Genomic DNA, 24,917 nt, shown 5'->3' with positions numbered 1-24,917 from the left:
GATTATGATGACTAAATACCCAAACACCCCACGGCTTATGAAACTTCGACTGAAATCTGCTATCGTTTTGGTTTTTTTAATGATAGGCATTCAACTATTAGCTCAGGTTAACCCTATACCAGTACCTTTTCAAGAAGTTCCAGGGAGTACATTAAGAATTAACGGTGAACTTAAAATTATTGGAAATGCAATTACAGGACTAAATCAAAGTGGTTTTACACCCAATGATAGCTATAATGGAAACGCTTCTAATAACCAGAGATTTTTTGGCTATATTGATATAGATGGTGATCCAAGCACATTTAGTTCGAGTTCTGCAGATTTGCAATTAAATGGCCCTTTTGATTGTGAAGAAATTGCATATGCAGGATTATATTGGGCAGCTTCTTATTTTGCAACGGATGGATCTGGAGATGTAATATACGATAATTTACCTGTGCCTGATACTCGACCAGATTTTAGGACTATTAAAATTAGGCATCAGAGTCAAGCAGGGTATACCACGATTACGCCAGCACAAACAACGGTTATTTATGATGGATACCCAACGGTTGCTGGTAATGACGCAGAAACAGATATTCAGTATGTATGTTATGCAGATGTAACAAGTCTTCTACAAGGGATTGCAGATCCAAGTGGGACATATACTATTGCAGATATGCGAGCATCTACTGAGTTTTCTTCAGGTTTTTCTGGCTTTGGTTCTAATGGTATATCAAGTGGATGGGTATTAGTTGTAGTTTATGAAGATCCAAATTTGTCTGCAAAATTTATGAGTACACGAAGTGGATTTTTAAATAACCAGCCTTGTAATCCAGCTACCCCGGGATGTTTAAAAAGCTTTACTTATACAGGTTTCCAGACGCTACCTGCACCACTACCAGTACGTGCACGATATTCGGTTGCAACACTAGAGGGAGATAGACCATTTGCTGGTGATATATTCCAGATCCAAAGACCTGATGGTGTAAGACAAAACATCTTCACTACTCCTGCTAACCCTAATGGTAACTTTTTTGATAGTTCGATATCTGTAGATGGGGGTTATGGAAATGCTGCTGTAGCACCTATTCCTGGTGATCCACCTATTCGGGAACCACATTCGCGTAATACTTTAGGATTTGATGCAGATATTTTTAATATCCCTAATCCTGGCAATACTGTTATACCAAATACTCCTCCCGGCAATACAACCTCAGCTACTTTTTTTACGACTTCTTCGGGTGATGCCTATAGTGTATTTTTTAGTTCGTTTCAAATAGAAGTTATCGAACCCGAACTTACGGTTACCAAGCGAGTGTTAGATAATAATGGTATTGATATTACAGGTGATCCTGTAAATTTTGCAGATCAGTTGTTTTATGAACTCACAATAGAGAATCAAGGTAATGAGGCTATTACTGCAGCAAGTATTAGGGATGTACTTCCTGATAATGTTGATTTTACATTGGGTAGTATAACTACTAGTAACCCGGGAATCGTTGCTACTCCTAATGGTACAAACCGACAAATTGATATTACCATAGCCGATCCTTTGGTCGTTCGTAATGGAGGAGTTCACACTGTCCGTTTTGGAGTTAGTGTGGTAGCTACCTGTGCCGATTTACGAGATGCATGTTCTAATCAAATTAGTAATATAGCTATTTCTACTTATACCGGAGTTGATTCTGGTATTACACAAAGTGGCGAGCAAAGTATTTTAGAACAAGATGCATGTGGATCTGATATTGCAGGTTCGTCCAACGTTTTGGTTAATGATGGTATTTGTTTTACTACTGCTCAACCAGCATTTATTTGTACAGGTTCTTTAGACCTTACTGCGGGTGCAGGTTTTACCAATTATAACTGGACACATGTAGAGGACCCAACAGCTACTTTTCCTAATAGTCAAACCATAACGGTTACTGTGGGAGGAACGTACATAGTTACAGAAACCGGAGCTCCTGGCTGTCAGGATTCTCAACAAACTTTTGATGTTGGTGCTTTTAATACCATTGTAAATCCTCTCATAAATATTGCAGATGGTTTACCATCAGCCACCAATCCTAATGTGAATGGTAGTACGGATAGAATTTGTGCAATTAATGATGAAAAGTTACCTGAAATTTTTCTTTGTGGTAGTGGTACTACTTTAAATATAGATTCAGAATTTACTTCTGCTACCCAAATTGTTTGGCAGCGTTTAGATCCTGCTGATCCCGATTGTATAGGAGTAATTAGAGATCCTAATTGTCCTACTCCTTTTATCGACACAGATGGTGATGGGAATCCCGATTGCCCTGATAGTAATTGGGTAACTCAATTTACGGCAGTTATACCTCCACCGTCTCCTACAAACCCTAATCCAACTATTGCACCTACCGATTATACCATTACAGAAGCAGGAGAATATAGAATTTTGGCTACTTTTGATGCTAATTGTACCATCCCTTTTTACTTTAATGTATTTCAGAATAATTTTGATCCTGATCTTGCAGTTATACGACAAATCATTTGTGGTTCACCAGGTACAATACGAGTTCAAAACTCTTCTCTTCAATATGAGTATCAATTAACTACTCCTATAACAAATACAGTAATTGGATATCAGGCTTCAGCAGAATTTTCAGGATTAACAGAAGTAGGAACATACACTGTTAATGTTCGTCAAGTTGGAGGTTTACCTACAGCTTGTGTTTTTCAGGAAACTATCTTTTTAGATGAGTTGGATGCAAGAGAAACAGTTACTCCGACTTCTCCTACATGTCCTGGAGATCAAGGAAGTATTGAAATAACAGTTGATGATTCCCAAGCTAATTACAGATATATTATTAATAGTACTACAACGGCTTTTAATGATACAGAGGGACCTACAACGGTTCCAAACCACACATTTACTGGACTTAACCCTGATACTTATAATGTACAGGTATTATCTGCCGATGGTAGCTGCTCTGAGGTTTTTGTAGTTACAATAAATGATCCTGCAGCATTTTCGGCTACAATAAGACTTGTTGAAGATTTACATTGTAATCCAAACTTTCAAAATGACATTAATCTTCCTGACTATGACCCTCATCTATTTATTGCGATTTATGAAGTTACAGTAACAGGAGGTTCGGGTAATTTTGCATTTAATAATCAGGCAGATTTCTTGGGTACTGTATTGGCACCGATAACAGGAACGACTTATCAATTTAGAGCAAATGCCGCTGGTAATTACCCAGTATTTGTTGATGATCTTGATAATAGTTGTACTATAGCGGCTGGTAGTGTTGATGTAAGCCCTTATACAGCAATTACAGCAACTGCTACGGCTATTAATCCTTCTTGTAATGCAGATAGTGGTTCTATTCAAGTGACTATTGGTGCAGGATCGACAGGACCTTTTACCTATATTCTGGATCAAGGAACAGCGGGAGAAGTAACTATTGGGCCTTCTGCTAATACTACTGAAACTTTTAATAATGTAGATCCATCGGTATCACATACCGTTACTGTTCAGGATGGATTTGGTTGTGATTTTACAGTTACTCCAGATGTGACCTTTACAACACCAGCTAGTATTACAGCTACAATAAATGATGATTTCAGGCTATTGAGTTGTACAGCAACTCCTGGTGCTCAAGCTCAGGTAACTTCTATTACAGGTGGTTCGGGAACTTATGAGTGGAGTTTGAATCCTGCAGGCCCTTTTACAGCAGTGGGAGCAATACCTTTTGAAATTGATTTTGCCACCGATGGCGCTTATACATTATATATTAGAAACCAGGCTACCGATGATTGTTTGACACCTTTCCCAATTACTATAGATCCAATATTAGAAGTTGATAGTGTAACCATCACTCCTGGAGATCAGAATTGTTCTAATCAAACGGTTGATGTTGTAGTTTCAGCATCTCCGGCTCTTACTTTACCGGCATTTTATGAATATAGTATTACACCAGACCCTGCTACAGGAACTGGTGCTACAGGTACAACAGCATTTAGCACTACTACAGCATATACGTTTACTAATGGAGTACTTTATACGGTTACTGCAAGAAGAAGTGATAATCAATGTGTAAATACCGAAAGTTTTACAGGAACTACAGTTCCTGAAATACAAATTACAAGCGCTTCGCAGGATAAACCTGTAAATTGTGTTGGAGCGAGTGATGGTATATTATCTTTCACTGTTGGTAATAGTGCTGCTTATACATATACAGTTACTGGTCCTACAGTTGTTCCAGCAGGAGCAGGAGCAGGAGTAACTCCTGTAACGATTGGTTCACTATCTGCAGGTACTTATACGATTACAGTTACAGATACAAGCCTTTCTGCACCATCTGTAAATTGTTCTACAACGACTACAGTTGATATTACAGAACCAACAAATCCATTTAGTTTTGATCCTTTTGGCATAGATGCTGCAGATTGTGGTGATCCAACAGGTTTTATTACTGTAAATGTTACAGGAGGACGAGGAGGTTACGAATATCAATTACGAGATGCTGCAGGTGTTGCAATAATTACACCGTATCAGTCGGGTAATGTGTTTGGTCCTTTAGCATCAGGAACGTATACTGTTTTTGCACGTGATGGAAGTGATCCTACAACAGCTTGTGAAATTAATCAGCAGGTGATTGTACCGTTTACAACTGCACCTAGTATTGTTCCAGTGGCTACTGGGGGAGATGCATGTTATACTCCTGCTGACCCAGCTACACAGAGAATTACTATTACTTTAGGAGTTCCAGCACCTGTCGGTCCTTTTACCTATAGTTTAGATGGTGGTGCTCCAGTGGCAGTTGTATTTTTAGGCGCACCTGTAAACACATTTGAGATTCCTAATCTTACTCCAGGAGCGCATACAGTAACAGTTACTAATACAGGAAGTACATGTACTTCTAATACAGTGAACTTTACAATAAACCCAGAATTAACAATTACGGCTAATTTAGACAAAGATATAGATTGTAATTCAGGCGCTAGCATTTCGTTTACTCCTACTGGAGGGGATGGAGCTTATACCTTTAATTTAGTAGGAACAGCTCCTCAAGCAGGAATACCTAATCCTATAACAGGAATTACAACTCCGGGAACTTATCAGATAGAAGTAGTAGATGGATTAGGCTGTACGGCATTATCAAATACTATAACTGTCAATGCATATGAAGCACTAGCAGGAAACCTTGTTGGAATAGATCCTGCCTGTCCGGCAGATAATGGAGGAATAACTGTTAATGCTACCGCTGGAGAAGGTCCTTTTACTTATATTTTAGATGGAGCGATAACATTCGGTCCAACAAGTGATGTATCTCATACATTTAATGGAGTTGATCCTACGGTACCTCATAATGTTATAATACGTGATAGATTTAATTGTGATTTAGCATTAGGTCCGATATCATTAACTCCTCCGGCTGCAATTACAGCTACTATAAATGATGATTTCAGATTATTAAGTTGTACTGCGACACCTGGTGCTCAGGCTCAGATAACAGCCATCGCAGGTGGTTCAGGTACTTATGAATGGAGTCTAAATCCAGCTGGTCCATTTACTACAGTGGCAGCAATCCCTTTTGAAATTGATTTTGCTACCGATGGATCATATACCGTATATATTAGAAATCAAGCTACGGATGATTGTGTTGAGTCTTTCCCAATTACAATAGATCCACTTTTAGAGGTTACCGATATTACTTTTGTAACAGGAGATTCAGACTGTTCTGCGCAAACTATTGAGGTAACAGCAACTGGTGTTCCTGTAGGACCAACATATACATATAGTGTTGTTCCAGCACCAGTATCTGGTAATGCTACAACAGGAGTATTTGTGTTAAACAGAGCAGTAACCTATACTTTTACTGCTACAAGAGGAGATAATCAGTGTTCTTATGATGAAGATTATAGACAGGAACTAGTTCCTGAAATACAGATTACTAATGCAGTTGAAACTAGCCCTACGACTTGTATCGGAGGTAGTGATGGAGCACTTTCATTTACTGTTGGTAATAGTGCTAACTTTACATATACTATTACTGGTCCTATCGTGGTTCCAGGAGGTGCAGGAGTAGGAGTTACTCCGGTAAATGTTGGTTCTTTAGAGGATGGAGTATATACCATTATTGTAACAGATTCAAATCTGGTGGGAGGTTCACCACCTAATTGTCAAGCTACAACTACGGTAACGATTACCCAACCAGATCCTATTACATTTACCATAGATCCAGTAGTTCAGGACTGTGCGGCTGATACCAATACAGTTACCATTAGTGCAGTTGCAGGAGGTAGTGGGGCAGGATATACATACGTATTAAATGATTCAGGAGGGACACCACTAGGTGCGAGCCGACCTGTTAATCAGTCGTATGATAATGTACCTAATGCAACCGGATATGAAATTATTGTTACAGATGGAGCAGGTTGTCCATCTGCACCACAAACATTTGATATCAATCAATTACCACAATTAGATGCAAGTGTTAATGCTAGTTCTGATTTCTGTTTAGATGATGGCACAGTGAGCTTTACTATCGATATTGATGGTACTGATTCTGGTACTCCAGATTATACGTATAATGTAACCAGAAGTGGTGTAGTGGTTATACCAGATACCAATGTTGGAGCATTGACTACGTTTACTACAACTCCTGATTTAACCTTACCTGGAGATTATATAATTACAATTACAGATAGTAATGGCTGTCCTGTAGTACTACCAACACAAACTATTGCGCCAGCAGTAGAATTGGTAGTAACTCAAGTTGCAGATAATACTTGTGATGCCTTAGGTAATCCAGTTCCTGCAGAATTCTCATTTGCGGTTAATGGAGGGTATACGCCTTATGACATAGCGGTTTCTATAGATGGTGGAGCATTTGCTGACCACTTGACCAATGCTACAACACCATTTGCAAATTATACAAATGGTACCGCAGGATCTTATGTGTTTAGAGTGACCGATGATAGAGGGTGTACCTTTACTACAGCACCATTTACAGTTACAGACCCTGTTGCACCTACCATTTCTAATCCTCCGGTAACTTTAAGTTGTAATGGAGATACAGGAACGGCAGTAATTGGAGTAACAGGAACAGAGGGACCATATGAAATAGATTTTCAGAATACGGGAACTTTTGTTACGATTGTTGGTACAGAAATTTCATTTCCAAATTTGACTGCTGCTACATATAATTTTACGGTTAGAGGCGTTAGAGGATGTCCTACTCCTAGTAGTGTAGATGTTAATCAACCAGATCTTATTACCGAGGTAAGCAGAACAGAGACTCCAGTTACTTGTGGAGGTTCTGTTGTAATAACAGATTTAGGAGCTATTGATTTTGAAATAGCAGGAGGTACAGCAAACTATACCTATACTTTGGTTACTGCAGCGAATTTTGCAGTACTACCATTAGTTCCTGCGACTACTGCTGCTACAACTCCAAACCCTGTAACTACAGGAACTACTGTAAGATTTGAAGGTTTGGATTTTGGTCAGTACTTTATTTTTGTAACTGATACGAATGGATGTACAGATAATGGTCCTTTTGGTCCTTTTAACATTTTCTCTCCACCAAATGACTTAGTACAGAACATTACAGTTTCTGCAACATGTCCTGGAGGAGTAACATTTGAAATCGATGTACAAGGAGGTTCAGGTATTAATCCACCAGCAAATCCACCACCAGGATTTGATATTAGAATTGTTGGAGAGCCATCTCCAGGACTGGGAGATTTTGTGCCATTAGATGATAGTGTTGGAGGAGCGACTGCTGTTGATGCAAATACGCCGATCAGAGATCATACGTATAGCGGATTGAATTTTAACAGAACCTATATTTTAGAAGTAAGAGATAATGCGACGAACTGTTTATATCAAGAAATGGTTCCTGCTATAGCACCACCATCAGAACCGAGTATTATAAATGATGTAGTTACGGATGTAAGTTGTAATGAAACACCAGCTTTAGATGATGGAAGTGTTACATTTGATGTTTCGGCATATGATCCTACGGTAACAGAAATATCTTGGGAAGTGTTTAACGCCTTTACTAATGTAAGCTTAGGTGCTGCATATACAGGTTCTGATAACACTACTCCAAGTCCGGCAGTACCAAATGTTCCGGTTACGATTAATAATATACCACCTGGTCAATATTATGTAACTGTACAAGAAGTTGATGGTACAATGTGTCCGGCGAGATACGATTTTACTATTGATCTTCCAGTTCCAATAACTTCAACAGCAACTAATCAAACTCCAGCTAATGGCTGTGGTACGAATGCTCAGGTTATTATGAATACCAATGGAGGTACACCATTTGCTATCCCTCCAACAGCTGATGGATATCAATATGCACTAATAGCCGATGATGGTTTTGGAGCTCCGGTAACTACACCAACGTTATTAGCAGATTTTCCATTACTAAGTAATGTAATTGATTTGGGTAGTACAAATGGACAGGTACAACATATATTTGTTATAGATGATAATGGGTGTACTTTTGGCCCTGTTACAGTTACAACAGTAGCGAACCCGCTTCCAACAATAGTTTCAGCTAACTTTATAGATGATTGTGCCTATGACAATAGTAATGTGATACGTATTCAAGCTACAGGATTAGGAACGTTAACGTATCAAATAGATGGTGGTACCGCGGTTGTCGGAAGTATTGATAATAATAATCATGAATTTACGGTTTCGACACCAGGAACATATACTATTGGGGTTACCGATGAATCAGGTTGTACGGTAACTACTCCTGTTGATGTGTATGGACCATTACAGATTAGTGCAGCGTTTACAGTGGCACCTGATTGTACGAATGCAACAGGAACAATCACTACAACAACAACCTCAGGAACAATACAAGGAACAGCAACATATGTATTACAAGATTCTGGTGGTGCTCCTACCGGAAATGTAACAGGAGCCGCTACCGGCGTATTTTTTAATGTTGCCCCGGGTAGTTATATTGTTGAGATAACAGATGACGGTAGAGGGGTAGCACCAGGGTGTTCATTTACGGCACCGGTGAGTATAGAAGCACCTACATTACCTGTATTATTAGCACAGCCTAATACAAGTGTAACGTGTAATGGTGATACAGATGGAGTTGTTAATGCAGTACTTGATCCAGCTACCGAAGATCTTACAGCTACATATCAATATGAAATTATTGCACCTATCGTAGTAGTTCCACAAACGAGCCCTCAATTTACAGGACTTGGTGCAGGTACCTATACAGTACGTGTTACAGCAACAGAAGCAAACGGAGCATTGTCTGTATTGTGTACAGCTGATCAGGACTATATTATAGACAACCCAAGTGTAATTATTGCAACTGCAACTGCCCAGGATCCATTAACTTGTGGCGCAGGCAATACAGTAAGCCCAGGAACAATAGCAATTACTATTGATGCTACTACAGGAACAGGACCAGATTATTTTGTAACGGTTACACAACCAGATGGAGTAGTAAGAACAAGAATCCCAGTACCAACACCGATACCAGCACCACCGGCAACTGCATTACTTATTGATGCGCCGGTAGATGGCGTATATAACATTACTGTTTTTGATAGTAATAATTGTTCACTTGTATTGGCACCAGTACCAATAGCTCCATTACCAGTAATGACTGATCCTACGGTAACTGCAGGTACACCTATAAATTGTGTTACTAATGTTCAACCAGTAACAGTTTCTATAACCGGAGGAACAGGACCATTTGATTTTGTAGAAACAAGTGGAGCGTTAGGAGGACCTGTAACAGTTGCTGCCGGAACAGGTAATGTTGATCCCCCACCAGGAGTTCAAACCATTGCGTCATTTAATTTACCAGGAGTTGGTAATTATGTGTTCGAAATTACTGATACTGCTACGGGATGTACGATTCAAACGCCTTCGTTTAATGTCCCAGAATATGATACTATTGAGGCTACTATAGCGCCTTTGACCAATATAACATGTGTAAATGATTTAACAGCAGGAGAAGTTACTTTAACAGTTACTGGATATACAGGAGCATATACATATAATGCAACTAACGCGACTACTGGTACAGTAACGCCAGGAGCTGGAAATACTGCTACAGGACCTATTACAATTTCTGGTTTGGAAGCTGGAGATATAACAGTTGTTGTGACAGCTGCGGCACCACTATTATGTGATGACACCTCAAACGTTGTTACAATTTCTGCACCAGCCCCATTAACATTAAGTCCTTTGAGTATATCTACTCCTGATTGTAACAATCCATTATCAGTAGTTACCATGGAAGCTAACGGAGGAGTTGGACCATACAACTTTGCGGTTGAAGCAGGAACACTTGTTCCTGGACCACCACCAGCAACTCCCGCAGTATTTGCACTTACAGATACTTTTAGTTTAGACCCGACAACGAGTTTAGATTGGGTGATTTATGTACAAGATGCTAATGGTTGTATAGTACCAACACAAATAGCTATACCAGCGGTTACAGCACCACCTACATTAAACCCTATACCATTATTTGTAGATGACGCATGTAATTTTGATAATAATTATACATTTACAGTTACTGCAACAAGTAATGTACCCGCGCCGGGAACAGGAGATTTAACATACCAATTAAATATGGTTACCCCTGTTGCTACTGTTGGTCCGCAAGTGCCAGGAAGTGTAAACAACAATACTCATGAATTTACGGTTACCGCTCCAGGTACATATAGAGTATTTGTATATGATGAGAATGGCTGTCCTTCGGCTTCACAAGACATAACGGTTTATCCAGAATTATTAGTAACAGCAACCTTTACTGACCCTACTTGTCGTGCTTCAGATGCCACTGTAGTAGCTACAGTAAGTGGTGGTTCTGCTACTCCAGGAAATTGGACTTTTAGTTTAGTTGATGCTGGAACAGGTACTCCTATTGCAGGAGTAACTCAGGCAGTTGGTGTACCAGGTGCAAATGATGTTACGTTTAGTAATGTACCACCAGGAAATCATAGAGTAGAAGTTAATGATAGTGCAATAGGACCAAATCCACCTGCTCCAGGAGGTTGTCCTGCAACTTTTAATATCACTGTACCTACATTCTTAGATCCAATTCCTTCAGGAACGCCTACACCGGTCTCTTGTTTTAGTGGAACTGACGGTACTATTTTAGTAAGTTTAGATCCAACGGCAGATGATAATCCGCCATATCAATATGAGATTGTAGCAGGACCAGTACTAAGACCATTGCAGTTAAATCCATTATTTGAGAATTTACCAGCAGGAACTTATGATATCGTTGCTATTTCTGATAAAGGATGTTCTAATGCACCAGCAATTCAGGTAGTAGTAGGAGGACCAACGGCAATTCTTGACGCAAGTGGACTTCCCGGATCTTATACTTGTAATGGAGCAAATGATCCTGTATCTCCAATTATCATAGTTACGATTACAGGAGGAACAGCTCCTTATGATGTGTCATACACAGGACCTTCGTCTTCTGGATCAGAAACCGATGTGGTAGATTCTGATGGTAATCCTGCTAATGGAGTTCAATATGAAATTACTGCACCAGTTGCAGGAACATATACAATTACAGTTGTTGATGATAATAACTGTGCTGTTGCCGATTTTGATGTGATACAACCTGTATTCCCGGTAATGAGCAATCCTACAGTAAATGCTGGACCTGCAATTGACTGTAATACGAACACACAAGATGTTACAGTTACTATATCAGGAGGTGTAGGTCCATTTAACTTTGTGGAAACAACAGGTGTTATCCCACCAGACAATAATGTTGTTTCAGGAGGAGCTACTACTACAAGTAATACATTTACCCTTCCGGGATTACCAACACCAGGTAGTTATATTTTTGAAATTTATGATATTGGCACAGGATGTTCTGTTCTTACGCCACAATATGATGTACCTGTATATGATACTATTGAAGCAACAATTGCTTTAGGTAATGATATCACTTGTTTCAATACTCTTCCACCAGATGGTTCTGTTGTATTAACGGTAACAGGTTATACTGGAGCATATAGTTATAATGCAACGAATACAACAACGGGTACGGTTACACCAGGAGTAGGTAATACTGCTACAGGAACACATACAATCACTGGATTAGAAGCAGGGAATATTGAAGTAGTAGTAACTGCTACAGCAACACCATTCTGTAGTACTCCTACAAATACAGTTGCCATAACCCAGCCACCAGTTATTAATCTTACTGTAAATCAAATACAGGATGAAACCTGTACACCAGGTGATGATGCTACTGTTGAAGCAGTTGCCAGTGGAGGTACTGGAGCTTTACAATATCAACTAGAAGATGCTGGAGGAGGACCATTAGTGCCATTTGGTACAGATCCAAGGTTTGGAGGCTTCTTATTGGATGCTGGCGCAGCGCCAGCGGGAATAGACTATGTTGTTAGAGTTAGAGATACCAGAGGTTGCGAGGTAACAAGCACAATTAATATTCAACCACCAACACCTTTAGGATTAAATGCAATTGCACCAACGCTATTAGCTTGTTCTGATAGTGAGGACGGTACAATTACAGCTACTGCTACAGGAGGTCAGGGACCAGGGACATATTTCTTTATGTTAACATTCCCAGATGGTTCACAATCTGCTGCGGTTGCAAGTACTACAGATACTTTCCAATGGATAGATCTTAAACCAGGTAACTATATTGTTACGGTTACCGATAACTTAGCATGTGAAATTATTCAGGATCCTGTGGTTATTAATGCACCACCAGCTGTGACGATAGATGTGGTTCAAGGACCAATAACCTGTCTTGCTCCTAGTCCTAACCCAATAACGGTTACGGCAGGAGGAGGAACTCCTGGTGGATATGTATTTAGTAGTGATGGAGTTACTTTTGTTGCTGGTAATATTTCACCTACAGTCCATGAATTTACTTTACCTGCAGGGGATTACAACTTCTTTGTTAGGGATGTTAATGGATGTGTTTCTCCGGCTTCTAATACCATACCAGTACGTGATCCTGTTCCGTTAGCGACAACACTGGACTTAAGTAATACGTCTATTGTTTGTTTTGGTGAGCCAACAGGTTCTATTGATGCAAGTGTTACAGGAGGATTAGGTAATTATGGATATAGAGTAACAGGTACGGATTACTTAGGTAATGCTGTAACATTACCTGGCCCATTAGCCACGGATACTCAAACTACTAGTTTCTTTGGTGATTTACCAGCAGGAACTTATAATTATACAGTAACTAGTGGAGATTGTGTAGATAGTGTGACACCTTTTGAGATACGTCAACCAGCAGAATTTATAGCAGAAGCTTTTGCAACGCCTATTTCTTGTAATGGAGAAACTGATGGTACTATACGAGTAACTGCTGTTGGAGGTACTCCACAATACTACTTCTCATTATATAATAGTGCAGGTACCGCAGTGTTTACCTTTATTGAAGATGAATCTGAAAACCCGGATAATGAACATACATTTATAGGTTTACCAGCTGATACATATCGAGTAGAGGTAGAAGATGATAATGGTTGTCCAAGAACTATTATTGATATTCAAATTATAGAACCAGCACCGATTTTGGCTACTGTAAATTCGACAACGCCAGAAGATTGTGCAGGAGATATGAATGGTACAGCTACCTTATCCATTACAGGAGGATTACCACCTACAAATCCAGCAGATCCAAGTTATTTCTGGAGTATTGATGGTGTAAATTATCAAGCTGTTACAGATCCTGCGAATTTGTTTATTGATAATCTACCAGGAGGCACAACCACAGTATTTATTAGAGATTCGCAAAATAATGCAAACTGTCAGGGAGCCTTTAATATTGATATTGAACCAGGTGTTAACCTTGCTGGTGAACTAGTACCAGAATTAGTATGTCCTATATTTGACTATAGTGATCCTGCGAATCCTGTGATGACTAGTGAAGAGCAATACCTTGTAAGTTTTGATATTGTCGAAGAGTCACAAGGATTAGGTATTATTTATACTTTGAATGGTATAAATGGAACACCAAATCCGCCTAACAATTCGAATTTGACAGGTAATTTTGAGGTAGTTCCAGGAGAGTATGAAGGTATTATGGAATTCCAAGGATGTACAAGAACTGTAGATACAATCGAGATTCTTGAGTATACTCCATTGGCAATACCAGTTGCTCAAATGACCAATAACCCAGTAGATCCTAATGAATATCAAATCATAGCATCAGGAGGAAGACCATTTGAAAACACTCCTTTCTATGCATTCTCATTTACGATGTTAGAAGATGGAATGACGTTGGATCAATTAGAGCCTTCAGACTATACAGAATTAGATGGAAATATTTTTGTAATAAGAGAGACTGCAGATTATGTATTACGTGTAGTTGATGCAGATGGCTGTGAGGTACTTACGGTTCAGAATCTAACTTATATTAATATTCGTATTCCTAACTACTTTACACCGGATAGTCCTAATAGTACGGCAGAAGATCGTTTCTGGTACCCTAGACAGATTACTCCTAATATAGATGATCCTTTCTTCTTTGAAAATATGGAAGTAATCGTCTTTGATAGATATGGAAGAATGCTAGCAGAATTTAAAGGAGACCAACAAGGATGGGATGGTTTATATCAAGGAAAACAACTTCCATCAGGAGATTATTGGTATTCTATAATTCTGAATGACGTAGATAATAGAGAATTTACAGGCCACTTTACATTATATAGATAATATATAGAGCCTTAGTAAGTTATAAGACTATGTGGATAAAAGCCAGATAGTATAGAAAGAGAAAAGTTAATGATCTGTAATTTTTAATATTAGATGAAGAAGTATATTATCATATTTAGCCTATTTGCAAGTTATTGTACTTTTGCTCAGGAGTTTTTTGCCCCTGTACAAAATCAATATATCGCAGATAACCCATATTTGATATCCTCGGCATATGCGGGTATTGGAGATTGTTGGCAGATCAGAGCTTCAGGTTTTGAGCAGTGGGTTAGTATCGAGGATTCTCCAGGTACACAATCCTTATCAATAGATGGTAGAATATCAGACCGTTCGGGTGTAGGTGCTATTCTGTTTAATGATCAGAATGGATTTACTACTCAGAAAGGAATCCAGTTATCTTTTGCTCACCATTTAACACTTAATGAATACAATAATCAATATTTATCATTTGGGATTAGCTACAAGTTTACTCAATTTGGTATTGATACTTCAAAGTTTAATAATGGAGACCCTGATAACCCATTTAATCCTGGATTAGCAGATATAAGTGTAAATGATTCTAATTTTGATATTGGATTATTATATCGTATTGGTCGTTTCTTTTTGAGCGCCAATGCTGTGAATTTATTACAGAAAGAGATTGATGATTTTAATCCAACAGAACCTTCTCAAATACAGAACTATTATCTGTATACTGGATATACATTCTATCATAGATTTAGTGATATCGAGGTAGAGCCTTCTATATTATACCAAAACTTTGCTGGAGATGGTCGTTCTACTGCTGATCTTAATCTAAAGGTTCGTAAAATGCACCGAGAAGATTATTATTGGATAGGAGTTAGTCTTCGATCTTTGGTTGATCAGGATTTTAAACCGCTTTCTGTATCTCCTATGTTAGGAATCAAAAAAGCTAATTTTTATGTTGCTTATGGATATCAGATTAATGTAAACGAAGTTTTACAACCTACCTCTGCAGCAGGATCGCACATGATCACGCTAGGATTCGACTTTGGTTGTAGACAAAGTAAATGTGGATGTACATATTAGGAATGAAATGAATACTAAAAACAAAAGAGAGCAGTTAATTAACTGCTCTCTTTTGTTTTTAGGAAACTATATACAACCCAAAGATGGCCACTATAAAGTAACAGGTGATTGTTAAGGCCCCTTGATAATCTTTTGCTACTCTTTGTCCAAAAAGCAACATTAAGAGCGTTATACAGGCTAAAAACATAGCTAAAACAGCATAACATGTAATATTATCTGTAATAAGGTAATACATACCAATAACGCAACATACAGCCGTAATCATTTCAATAATTAAAATAATTGTTAAAAGAAGAGGAACCATATTACCCATAAAAGTAGACGCAAAATGTTCTTTTAACCAACTAAGATTTCCTTTCCAATCGATTATTTTATCGATACCAGATTGCAAAAAAGTAATGAGAAGAAATAATAAGATAGTTATTGAAACAATATTATTTATAAAATTATCCATGTGAGATTAGTTTAGGATATCAAATATAGAATAAGATTTGAGACTAAAAAATGCTGATTTCTAATTTATTATTCTTAAGTATTAACAGGCAGTAAACTATACGTGATTAACTTTTTTTATGTAATAATCGGGTAAGTTTTATAGAAAGATCTGTGAGGATGATTTTTGCATTACCATTTCGTTCTATATGATAAGCAGCATCCTGAAGCTCATTACAGATGTCCATAATATTGGCACCGTGTACAAAAGGAGCAAAGTTTTTTAATTTGAAACCATTTGTATTTGGTTCTAGAAAGACTAAATCTTCTGCGCCATAATTAAGTAACATAGCTTGTCTGAAAAAATCCAGGCAATATTTCAGGAATTTTTTTTGTGTTTCTCTTCCTGTGCCAGCAATAGACTCGCTCCAGGTGATTAGGTCATTTACAGCAGACTTATTTCCTTTGGCTTTAAATGCTGTACGCACCCATTGTATAAACCAGTCTTCAAATTGATCATCACCACCATCATGATGTAGCAGGTGTAAAGCTTTACTATAATCACCATTAGCCTGATGTGCTATTTTTAAAGCATCACTATCAGAAATATTCTCTTTTTCCCGAAGCGCTTCTTTTATTACCTGTTCTCCTAAAGGAGGAAAATGTAATACCTGACATCTGGATCTAATAGTTTGTATAAGTTGCTCCTCATCTTCTGTGATAAGTATAAAAATGGTTTTTGCTGGAGGCTCTTCAATTAATTTGAGAAGCTTGTTAGAAGCTGCAATATTCATTTTATCAGCCATCCAGATCAACATTATTTTATAACCTCCTTCATAACTTTTTAACGAAAGTTTTTTTACGATCTCAAGCGCTTCATCAACTCCAATCTGACCTTGTTTTTTTTCAATTCCAAGAGAAAGATACCAGTCAAAAATACTTCCGTATGGATTTTCATTTACAAAATGTCTCCACTCCTCTGCAAATTGATCCGATGTAGGATGCTTTTTCACCTTATCGTTTACAGCAACAGGATATACAAAATGTAAATCGGGATGTGCCAGATGATCAAACTTTACATTACAAGCCTCAATACCATCTGTATTTTCTCCATTTTGATTTTGGCACAAGACATACTGTGCATAGGCAATAGCCATGGGTAATGTTCCACTACCATTAGGACCAACAAAAAGCTGGGCATGAGGTATTCTTTGACGATTAGCGCTAGTGGTCAAATAGCTTTTGATATGTTTTAAGCCTAAAATTTCTGAGAAAAGCATAGGCAAATATAAGGGATACCTAAAAAAGAAAGCAGATCTATAAGATATAAAACCTGATAAAAAATGAGCAACCTCTAAAATATTAATATAGTAATTAGAAGATGTAGTATTTATTTGACTTTAGGACATGTATTCATACTAAGTATTAGTCACTATATATTACTAGAAAATCCTTTCTATAAAATAATCAGAGTTAAACGAATTTTGATAGGTATTGACCTTTACAGAAAATTACAGCCCTTTTAGATAAACCCCTAGTAGAAGAAGCACATATCCTGCAAGTACAAGCCAATTACTATTTTCTGCCAAAACAGGGTGAATACGCGAACCTAGAAGGCCTAAAAGAACAAGTATAATACTTATGATTACTGTAATTTTTTTTGGTGTTCGTGCGGATAAATTACTCATAATTAGTTAGTTGTTTAGTGTTTTTGTATATACAATATAGAAATAATTTTTAACATAAAATACTATTAGGATATTTTGCCAAGACAAGTATGATTTTAATAGCATCAAAGATTTATCGCATTCTAATTCTAAGATATTGAAACAAATAAGTATAATAAGAAAGAAAAACATGAAGCTGGATGAAGAATCCCAATTTAAAATAAATATCAAAATTGTATCTTTTTTTGGTTTGATAGTAATCCTATTATTTAACTATGATTCTTTTATTGAAAAAAGGGTTTTTATAAAAATTTGATAAAAGTGAAAAATTACCTTTGATTTCAGGTAATTTTTCTATCAGATTTTGATGTTTTTAATGAAATAGAATTATTTTCGTTTGCGAAAAACCAATTCAGTATCATGAAGACAATTGACGATTTTAATTTTGAAAATAAAAAAGCCTTAATTCGAGTAGATTTTAATGTTCCTTTAAATGAAAATTTTGAAGTAACAGATGACACTAGAATTCAAGCTGCAAAACCCACAATAATTAAAGTTTTGGAAGATGGAGGAAGTGCGATCCTAATGTCTCATTTGGGTAGGCCAAAAGGTGTTCAGGATGAGTTTTCATTAAGACATATCGTAGATAAAGTTGCAGATGTTCTTGGGGTTCAAGTCAAATATGTGGCTAACTGTGTTGGTCAGGAGGCAGAAGATGCTGTCGCAGCGCTAAACTCTGGTGAAGTTTTATTATTAGAAAATTTAAGATTTCATCCTAATGAAACAAGTGGAGATGCAATTTTTGCAGAGCAATTGTCAAAACTGGGAGATATCTACATAAATGATGCGTTTGGTACAGCTCACAGAGCACATGCTTCTACTACTATTGTTGCACAATTTTTTCCTGAGCATAAATGTTTTGGTAGTTTATTAGCAAAAGAAATAGAAAGTATTGATAAAGTATTAAGAAGCGGAGAGAAGCCTGTTACTGCAATTCTAGGAGGATCAAAAGTATCTTCAAAAATTACAATAATCGAGAATATTCTGGATAAAATAGATCACTTGATTATTGGAGGAGGAATGACCTATACATTTATTAAAGCTTTGGGAGGTCAAATAGGAGATTCTATTTGTGAAGATGATAAACAAGAACTGGCATTAGAGATTTTAAAGAAAGCCAAAGAAAAAGGAGTAGAAATTCACCTTCCTGTAGATGTATTGGGTGCAGATGCATTTGATAATAACGCAAATACTAAGGTTGTTGCTGTTAATACAATTCCCGATGGTTGGCAAGGACTTGATGTCGGACCTGAAACAATGAAAATTTTTCATGAAGTAATTCTAAAATCAAAAACCATATTATGGAATGGACCATTGGGTGTTTTTGAAATGGAAAATTTTTCTAAAGGAACAATAGCATTAGGACATTCTATAGCAGAAGCTACAGAAAATGGAGCATTCTCTCTTGTCGGAGGAGGAGATTCTGTAGCGGCAGTAAAACAATTTGGTTTTGGTACTAAAGTAAGTTATGTTTCTACAGGGGGAGGAGCTATGTTAGAAAGCTTAGAAGGTAAAACACTACCAGGAATTGCTGCAATAGAAAATGAATAAGGTATAATTTTGTAAGAAAACACTTATTTTTTGTAAAAATTATGAAAAAGCGGTTGTTTTAACCGTTTTTTTCATGTTTTTAACGCCTTGATTTTTTGTAGTTTAGAAAAAAAAGTACGATTTTCGTTGCTGTATTGTTGATAACATGTTAAAAACAACACAGATAGCCCCCAAATTTCCGTTGAACTAAAAGCAAATGCATTTGTAAAATGAATAACTATTGCACATTATTTCTTTCTTTTTTATTAGTTTCGGTTTCATTAGTGGGACAAGAAACATCATCAGAGGAACAATCAAATCTTAAAAATACCAAGGAGATTGTACTTAATAAGACTCAGGACATAAAACAAAATACGGTTCGGGTAGTAGATACAACTCAAGTAATCAAAACAACTGGCGAATTACAAACAACTACGTTAACATCGACGAGTGCAAAAGACAGTGTAATTTATGTAGCAAATGACCACCCCAGGATGGCGCAGTTAGATTCTATCTGGAAACAAGAATTATATAACTCTAACCTTTTTGATACTATTTACAAATCAGTTACCGAACTGAAATATGAACCAGTAGAATATGTTGATCTTCCTACTGATACTTTAAAAGCAAGATTAGCAGCATTAAATGCGCGCACTCCTTTTAATGTAGAGTATAATGCCTCATTAGAAAGTGTTATCAAAAGATATTTAAAAAACAGGCATGAGCATTTAGAGCGCTTAATGGCACTAAGTGAATTTTATTTTCCACTTTTTGAGCAGGAGCTAGACAATCAAAATATTCCTTTAGAAATAAAATACCTTGCTATTGTAGAATCTGCTTTAAAACCTAGAGCAAAATCCAGAGTTGGAGCTACAGGATTATGGCAGTTTATGTTTGGTACGGGTAAAATGTTTGGTTTAGAGGTAAGTTCATATGTCGATGAACGTATGGATCCAATTATGTCTACCAAAGCTGCTTGTAAGTATCTTTCTAATTTATATAAGGTATTTGGAGATTGGGATCTTGCTTTGGCTTCGTATAATTCGGGCCCCGGTAATGTAACCAAGGCTATTCGGCGTAGTGGTGGATATACAAACTATTGGAATATCAGACATAATCTTCCTAGAGAAACAGCAGGATACTTACCTGCTTTTTTGGCAACAATGTATATTTTTGAGTACGCAGACAAACATGGTTTTAAACCCAGAAAACCCGAGTTTGCATATTTTGAAACCGACACCATACGAGTTAAACAAATGATCACATTAGATCAGGTTTCAGAATATATAAATATTGATATTGAAGAATTGCAATTTCTAAACCCTTCCTATAAACTAGATATCATTCCATATATCAAAGATGAAGATTATGTATTGCGATTACCATTAGATAAAATTGGTTCTTTTGTTACTAATGAAGATCAAATCTATACATTAGCTAAGGCAGAATTTGATAAGCGCGAAAAACCATTACCTAAATACCGAGAGGCAAATGATCGGATTCGATATCGAGTACGTAGTGGCGACTATTTAGGAAAAATTGCAAGACGCTATGGTGTTAGAGTAAGTCAAATTAAAAAATGGAATGGTTTACGAAGTAATAACCTTAAAATCGGTCAACGTCTTACCATTTATCCTCGTAGACCAGTAGTAGATAAACCCAGAAAAACTACAACAAAAAAAACCTTAACTAGGGTTGCAGCTAATAGCTCTGAGGTGTACACGGTTAAGACAGGAGATACTTTATGGAGCATTTCACAAAAATTTAAAGGAGTATCTGTCGAAAATCTTAAAAATTGGAACGATATTAGTGGTAGTGGTATAAAACCAGGTATGACACTGAAACTTTCAAAATCATAACCGCTAATATTATCTACCTTATGAAAAAATTATCCCTCGCAATTATTTGCATGCTTTGTATTGTTAGCTGTACAGAGGTTAAAAAAGATAAAAACCAGAAGAGCCAGGAATCTATGGCGCACTCTAATGGAAGAATAAATCATCTTTCTGTAGTTATAGATAATGAACTATGGAACAGTACTATTGGTGATACCATTAGAAAATATTTTGGAGCCGAAGTACCGGGTTTACCTCAAGAAGAACCTTTGTTTACAATGCGACAAATGCCAAAGGAAACTTTTACTGGCCTCGCAAAACAGAGTCGTATTTTTCTTTGGATTGAAAAACAAAATGAAGGAGAAAACAAATATGGATTATTAAAAAACAAATTTTCTAACCCTCAAATTGGTGCAGTAATCTCTGGAGCCACAAACGAAGATATTGCTACTTTGATTCGAGAGAATCATGAAAAGATCATTTCGAAATATAAGTCCATCGAAATTAAGGAAAAACAAGCGATTATTAAAAAGTCTTTAGAGAGGATTCCACAGCTACAAGAAAAAATGGGAATCACTTTAAAGATCCCTTCAGCCTATCGTATCGCTATTGAAGAAAAACAGTTTTTCTGGATTCGTAAAAATATTAAGCATGGCAGTATGAATCTTATGATCTATGAATTACCACTAGGAACGGTTACCAAAGATTCTAATACAGTTTCTAGTATCATAAAAATGAGAGATTCTATGGGAACAGTGAAAATTCCTACCCCAGAAGTTGGTCATTTCATTACTGAAGAGGCTTATGCACCTTATCTTTATGAAATTGAGTTAGACAATAGATTTACTTTCGAAACCAAAGGAACCTGGGAGATCAAAGATCGTTTTATGGCAGGTCCATTTGTTAATTATGTTATAGAAGACATTGCTAATAATAGATTAATGGTATTAGAAGGCTTTGTATTTGCTCCTTCGGTAAGTAAAAGAGATAATATATTTGAGCTTGAAGCAATTATAAAAACGGTAAAATTCGATTAGACCTCATATACATTGCAGAAATTTAATATCTACTGGTTTTTAATTGATAACTAGTTATAAAAAACGGTTTAATCTTATTTCTATTAGTTTTAAGGTTTTTATATACTAGAGAAATGAAATATAAATACGGGCTTATGAATCATTTTTTACCAATACTACTATTGTTCTTTCTTTCAATAGGATTAAATGCTCAGAATAATAGTTTATCACGCTCTGCACAACAAGCTAATAATGATTACTTCAGTATACCTAGAGAAACATTATACTTGCATTTAGACAAAAGCACTTACGTTAATGGAGAAGAAGTATGGTTTAAAGGCTATGCTTATGATCGACAAAATAATCTTCCATCTTTTGGTTCAACAAATTTTAATGTTCAATTATTCAATCAGGAAGGAAAGGAACTATATAATGGTTTGTTTTTTGGTTCCAGAGGTAATTTTAGAGGTAATATAAAAATTGATTCTACTTGGAATAATGGTAATTACTATATGAGAGTATCAACGAATTGGATGAATAATTTCATAGAAGATGAATCCTATACCAAGAAAATTGAGATCATAAAAGAACCCAATCCTGAAAAAGTTTTAACAGAAAAGTTAAGATATGATTTTCAATTACTTCCTGAAGGTGGTTATCTAGTCTCAGACACAGATAATAGCGTTGGTTTTAAACTGATTAATAGTAGAGGTTATGGAGTGCATTTTGAAAATGGTTATGTTTTTGATGATAAAGGAAATAAAATCATTTCATTTAGTTCAAATAAATTTGGGATGGGCAAATTTAATATACGTCCAAGATTAGATAAAAAATATAAAGCGATTGTAGAACTCAATAATGGTGAGAAAATACAAATACCATTTCCTCAAATATATGATAAAGGAATAGCCATAAGAGTTGACAATATGGCAACAGATCATACGTTGGTAGAACTTAATACTAATACAAGAACATTAAAGGATTTAGCTGGTGATCATTATTATTTATTAGTTAAACAAAATCATTTATCTAAGAAAATCCCTTTGCATTTTTTACCTAACGAAGTAAAAAGGAGGATTTCATTAAAAAGAGACGTGTTTTATCCAGGAATAAATACATTAACCGTATTTAAAGAGAAAACCCCTATTGCAGAAAGATTATTGTTTAATTCTTTTGATAAAATTGTTGAGGACATTAGTGCTTCTAGCAACAAGACTATAAAAGATTCTTTATCGATAAATATCAAGGTGCCTACAAAAAAAGGAGTTAGGTATGATCTAAGTATTTCTGTATTACCCGAAGGTACAAAATCATATAATCCAAACGATAATATTTATTCGGCAATGGTATTGCGACCTTACTTAAAAGGTTTTATAGAGAATGAAATATATTATTTTACTGATATAGACAGAAAAAAAAGATATGATCTTGATTTATTATTAATTACTCAAGGCTGGAGTAAGTATAGTTGGAATACCATCTTTAATAATAAGCCTAACACGTTGTATGGATTTAACCAGGGATATAAACTAAAAGGAAAAATACAAGGTAAGAACAAAGATGATATATATAAATTATATATGCATCCAACTACATACCAAAAAGGTAATTTTATTGATATTGATAATACAAATTCTTTTGAATTACCTAATTTCTTTCCTGAAAAAGGAGAAGAAATTAAACTTTCTGGGGTAACCTCTGATGATATTTTTGTAGAACCAAAATTATATTTGCAAATACTATTAGATCAGCATAAAAAGCCACTTAATGATATTGTTATTTCACAACAAAATAATATAGAAAGCAAAAATATAAACAAGAACATAAAGATTCCTAAAGGGTTTATTGCCGATAATGTTGAGGTTTTAGATGAAGTTTTGTTGAAGGCAAAAAGTAAAGAAGAATCAGAAAACACAAGTAAAGTACCATTGCTTAAATACATTAAAAATAATTCTAAAAAAATTACTCCTAGAATGGCTAGGGATTTTCCCGTGATATTAGACTATATTAAGTCTGTTGGAAGCTTTTTTATACGCGATCAGAGACCGGCTACTTCAGATGTAGTTATTTACAGCCGTGCACCAAGTTCTATAAATTTTCCAACTCAGGTTCCTGTATTTGTGGATAATGTTGAGTTAAGAGGCGATAAAAGTATGTTAACAGTATTACGAACTAATGAAGTAGATAGAATTTATATTGATAAAATAAGTTATGGTTTGGGTGCCCGAGGGGGTGCAGGGGCATCTATAAGGATATATACTAGAAAAGTTCCTTTAGGATCAAAAATTGACATTGATGAAAATTCTGTAGGATACACAATGGAAAAAGGATTTGAACCTGTTAAAGAGTTTTATAATCCAGGATATTCAAACTATCTTGATTTGGGATTTATAGATTATGGTTTGATTCATTGGCAACCTTGGGTTGATTTTAACAAGGACGGCTTTGGAACGTTTAAGGTTAAGAATACCAACTTAGAGAATATTACACTTTTTATTGAAGGAATGGGAAGTGATGGAAGTTTGATATCCAAGACTCAAACAATACATCTGAATTAGAATTTTGTGACACGTCTTGTATGTATAAAAGCAATTTTCTTCAAAAATTGTAGAAAACTTTCTCTTCCGCATAAAATAATCCGCCATTTTTGGCA

General features: G+C 36.2%; 9 protein-coding genes. 6 read left to right on the top strand and 3 right to left on the bottom strand.

Features of this window, described 5'->3' with window-relative positions:
• Positions 1 to 37: 37 nt before the first annotated feature.
• Both DG435_RS17000 and DG435_RS16995 read left to right on the top strand, forming a co-directional pair.
• Entirely contained in the window at positions 38 to 14,674 is a 14,637-nt protein-coding gene (locus DG435_RS17000) for a T9SS type B sorting domain-containing protein (protein WP_159025664.1), read from the top strand.
• Between the two features lie 93 nt (positions 14,675 to 14,767).
• Positions 14,768 to 15,724: a type IX secretion system membrane protein PorP/SprF gene (locus DG435_RS16995; protein ID WP_106793764.1), complete on the top strand. Its 957-nt coding sequence runs from the start codon at positions 14,768 to 14,770 to the stop codon at positions 15,722 to 15,724.
• Between the two features lie 58 nt (positions 15,725 to 15,782).
• Here the strand turns inward: DG435_RS16995 and DG435_RS16990 are convergent, their stop codons facing one another.
• From DG435_RS16990 to DG435_RS25605, 3 genes are all read right to left on the bottom strand, one after another.
• Positions 15,783 to 16,178, bottom strand: a complete 396-nt coding sequence (locus DG435_RS16990) for a DoxX family protein (protein WP_106793765.1) — start codon at positions 16,176 to 16,178, stop codon at positions 15,783 to 15,785.
• Between the two features lie 106 nt (positions 16,179 to 16,284).
• Complete coding sequence (locus DG435_RS16985; protein ID WP_106793766.1) at positions 16,285 to 17,436, bottom strand: DNA polymerase III subunit; 1,152 nt, start codon at positions 17,434 to 17,436, stop codon at positions 16,285 to 16,287.
• A gap of 231 nt (positions 17,437 to 17,667) precedes the next feature.
• Positions 17,668 to 17,844 carry a hypothetical protein gene (locus DG435_RS25605; RefSeq protein ID WP_159025665.1) on the bottom strand — a complete coding sequence of 59 codons (177 nt, stop codon included), beginning with the start codon at positions 17,842 to 17,844 and terminating at the stop codon, positions 17,668 to 17,670.
• 399 nt (positions 17,845 to 18,243) lie between these two features.
• Between DG435_RS25605 and pgk the strand changes: the two genes are divergently transcribed.
• The 4 genes from pgk to DG435_RS16965 all read left to right on the top strand — a co-directional run bounded on the left by pgk (position 18,244) and on the right by DG435_RS16965 (position 24,822).
• Positions 18,244 to 19,434, top strand: a complete 1,191-nt coding sequence (gene pgk / locus DG435_RS16980) for a phosphoglycerate kinase (protein ID WP_106793767.1) — start codon at positions 18,244 to 18,246, stop codon at positions 19,432 to 19,434.
• 209 nt (positions 19,435 to 19,643) lie between these two features.
• Positions 19,644 to 21,272, top strand: coding sequence for a LysM peptidoglycan-binding domain-containing protein (locus DG435_RS16975; RefSeq protein WP_106793768.1), 1,629 nt, complete (start codon positions 19,644 to 19,646; stop codon positions 21,270 to 21,272).
• 20 nt (positions 21,273 to 21,292) lie between these two features.
• Positions 21,293 to 22,285, top strand: a complete 993-nt coding sequence (locus tag DG435_RS16970; protein WP_106793769.1) for a DUF4837 family protein — start codon at positions 21,293 to 21,295, stop codon at positions 22,283 to 22,285.
• 134 nt (positions 22,286 to 22,419) lie between these two features.
• Positions 22,420 to 24,822, top strand: coding sequence for a hypothetical protein (locus DG435_RS16965; protein WP_106793770.1), 2,403 nt, complete (start codon positions 22,420 to 22,422; stop codon positions 24,820 to 24,822).
• Positions 24,823 to 24,917: the final 95 nt, after the last annotated feature.

It is taken from the genome of Aquimarina sp. Aq78 (assembly GCF_900299525.1).
In the GTDB taxonomy this organism is placed as follows: Bacteria; Bacteroidota; Bacteroidia; order Flavobacteriales; family Flavobacteriaceae; genus Aquimarina.
Note: the sequence above shows the minus strand (reverse complement) of the source record. Positions and strands in the feature narration are given on the sequence as shown.

Bases quoted from the DNA above. Each gene is read 5' to 3' on its own strand.
- DG435_RS16985 (WP_106793766.1), bottom strand. From the start codon at position 17,436: ATGCTTTTCTCAGAAATTTTAGGCTTAAAACATATCAAAAGCTATTTG.
- DG435_RS25605 (WP_159025665.1), bottom strand. From the start codon at position 17,844: ATGAGTAATTTATCCGCACGAACACCAAAAAAAATTACAGTAATCATA.
- DG435_RS16990 (WP_106793765.1), bottom strand. From the start codon at position 16,178: ATGGATAATTTTATAAATAATATTGTTTCAATAACTATCTTATTATTT.
- DG435_RS17000 (WP_159025664.1), top strand. From the start codon at position 38: ATGAAACTTCGACTGAAATCTGCTATCGTTTTGGTTTTTTTAATGATA.
- DG435_RS16970 (WP_106793769.1), top strand. From the start codon at position 21,293: ATGAAAAAATTATCCCTCGCAATTATTTGCATGCTTTGTATTGTTAGC.
- pgk (WP_106793767.1), top strand. From the start codon at position 18,244: ATGAAGACAATTGACGATTTTAATTTTGAAAATAAAAAAGCCTTAATT.
- DG435_RS16975 (WP_106793768.1), top strand. From the start codon at position 19,644: ATGAATAACTATTGCACATTATTTCTTTCTTTTTTATTAGTTTCGGTT.
- DG435_RS16965 (WP_106793770.1), top strand. From the start codon at position 22,420: ATGAATCATTTTTTACCAATACTACTATTGTTCTTTCTTTCAATAGGA.
- DG435_RS16995 (WP_106793764.1), top strand. From the start codon at position 14,768: ATGAAGAAGTATATTATCATATTTAGCCTATTTGCAAGTTATTGTACT.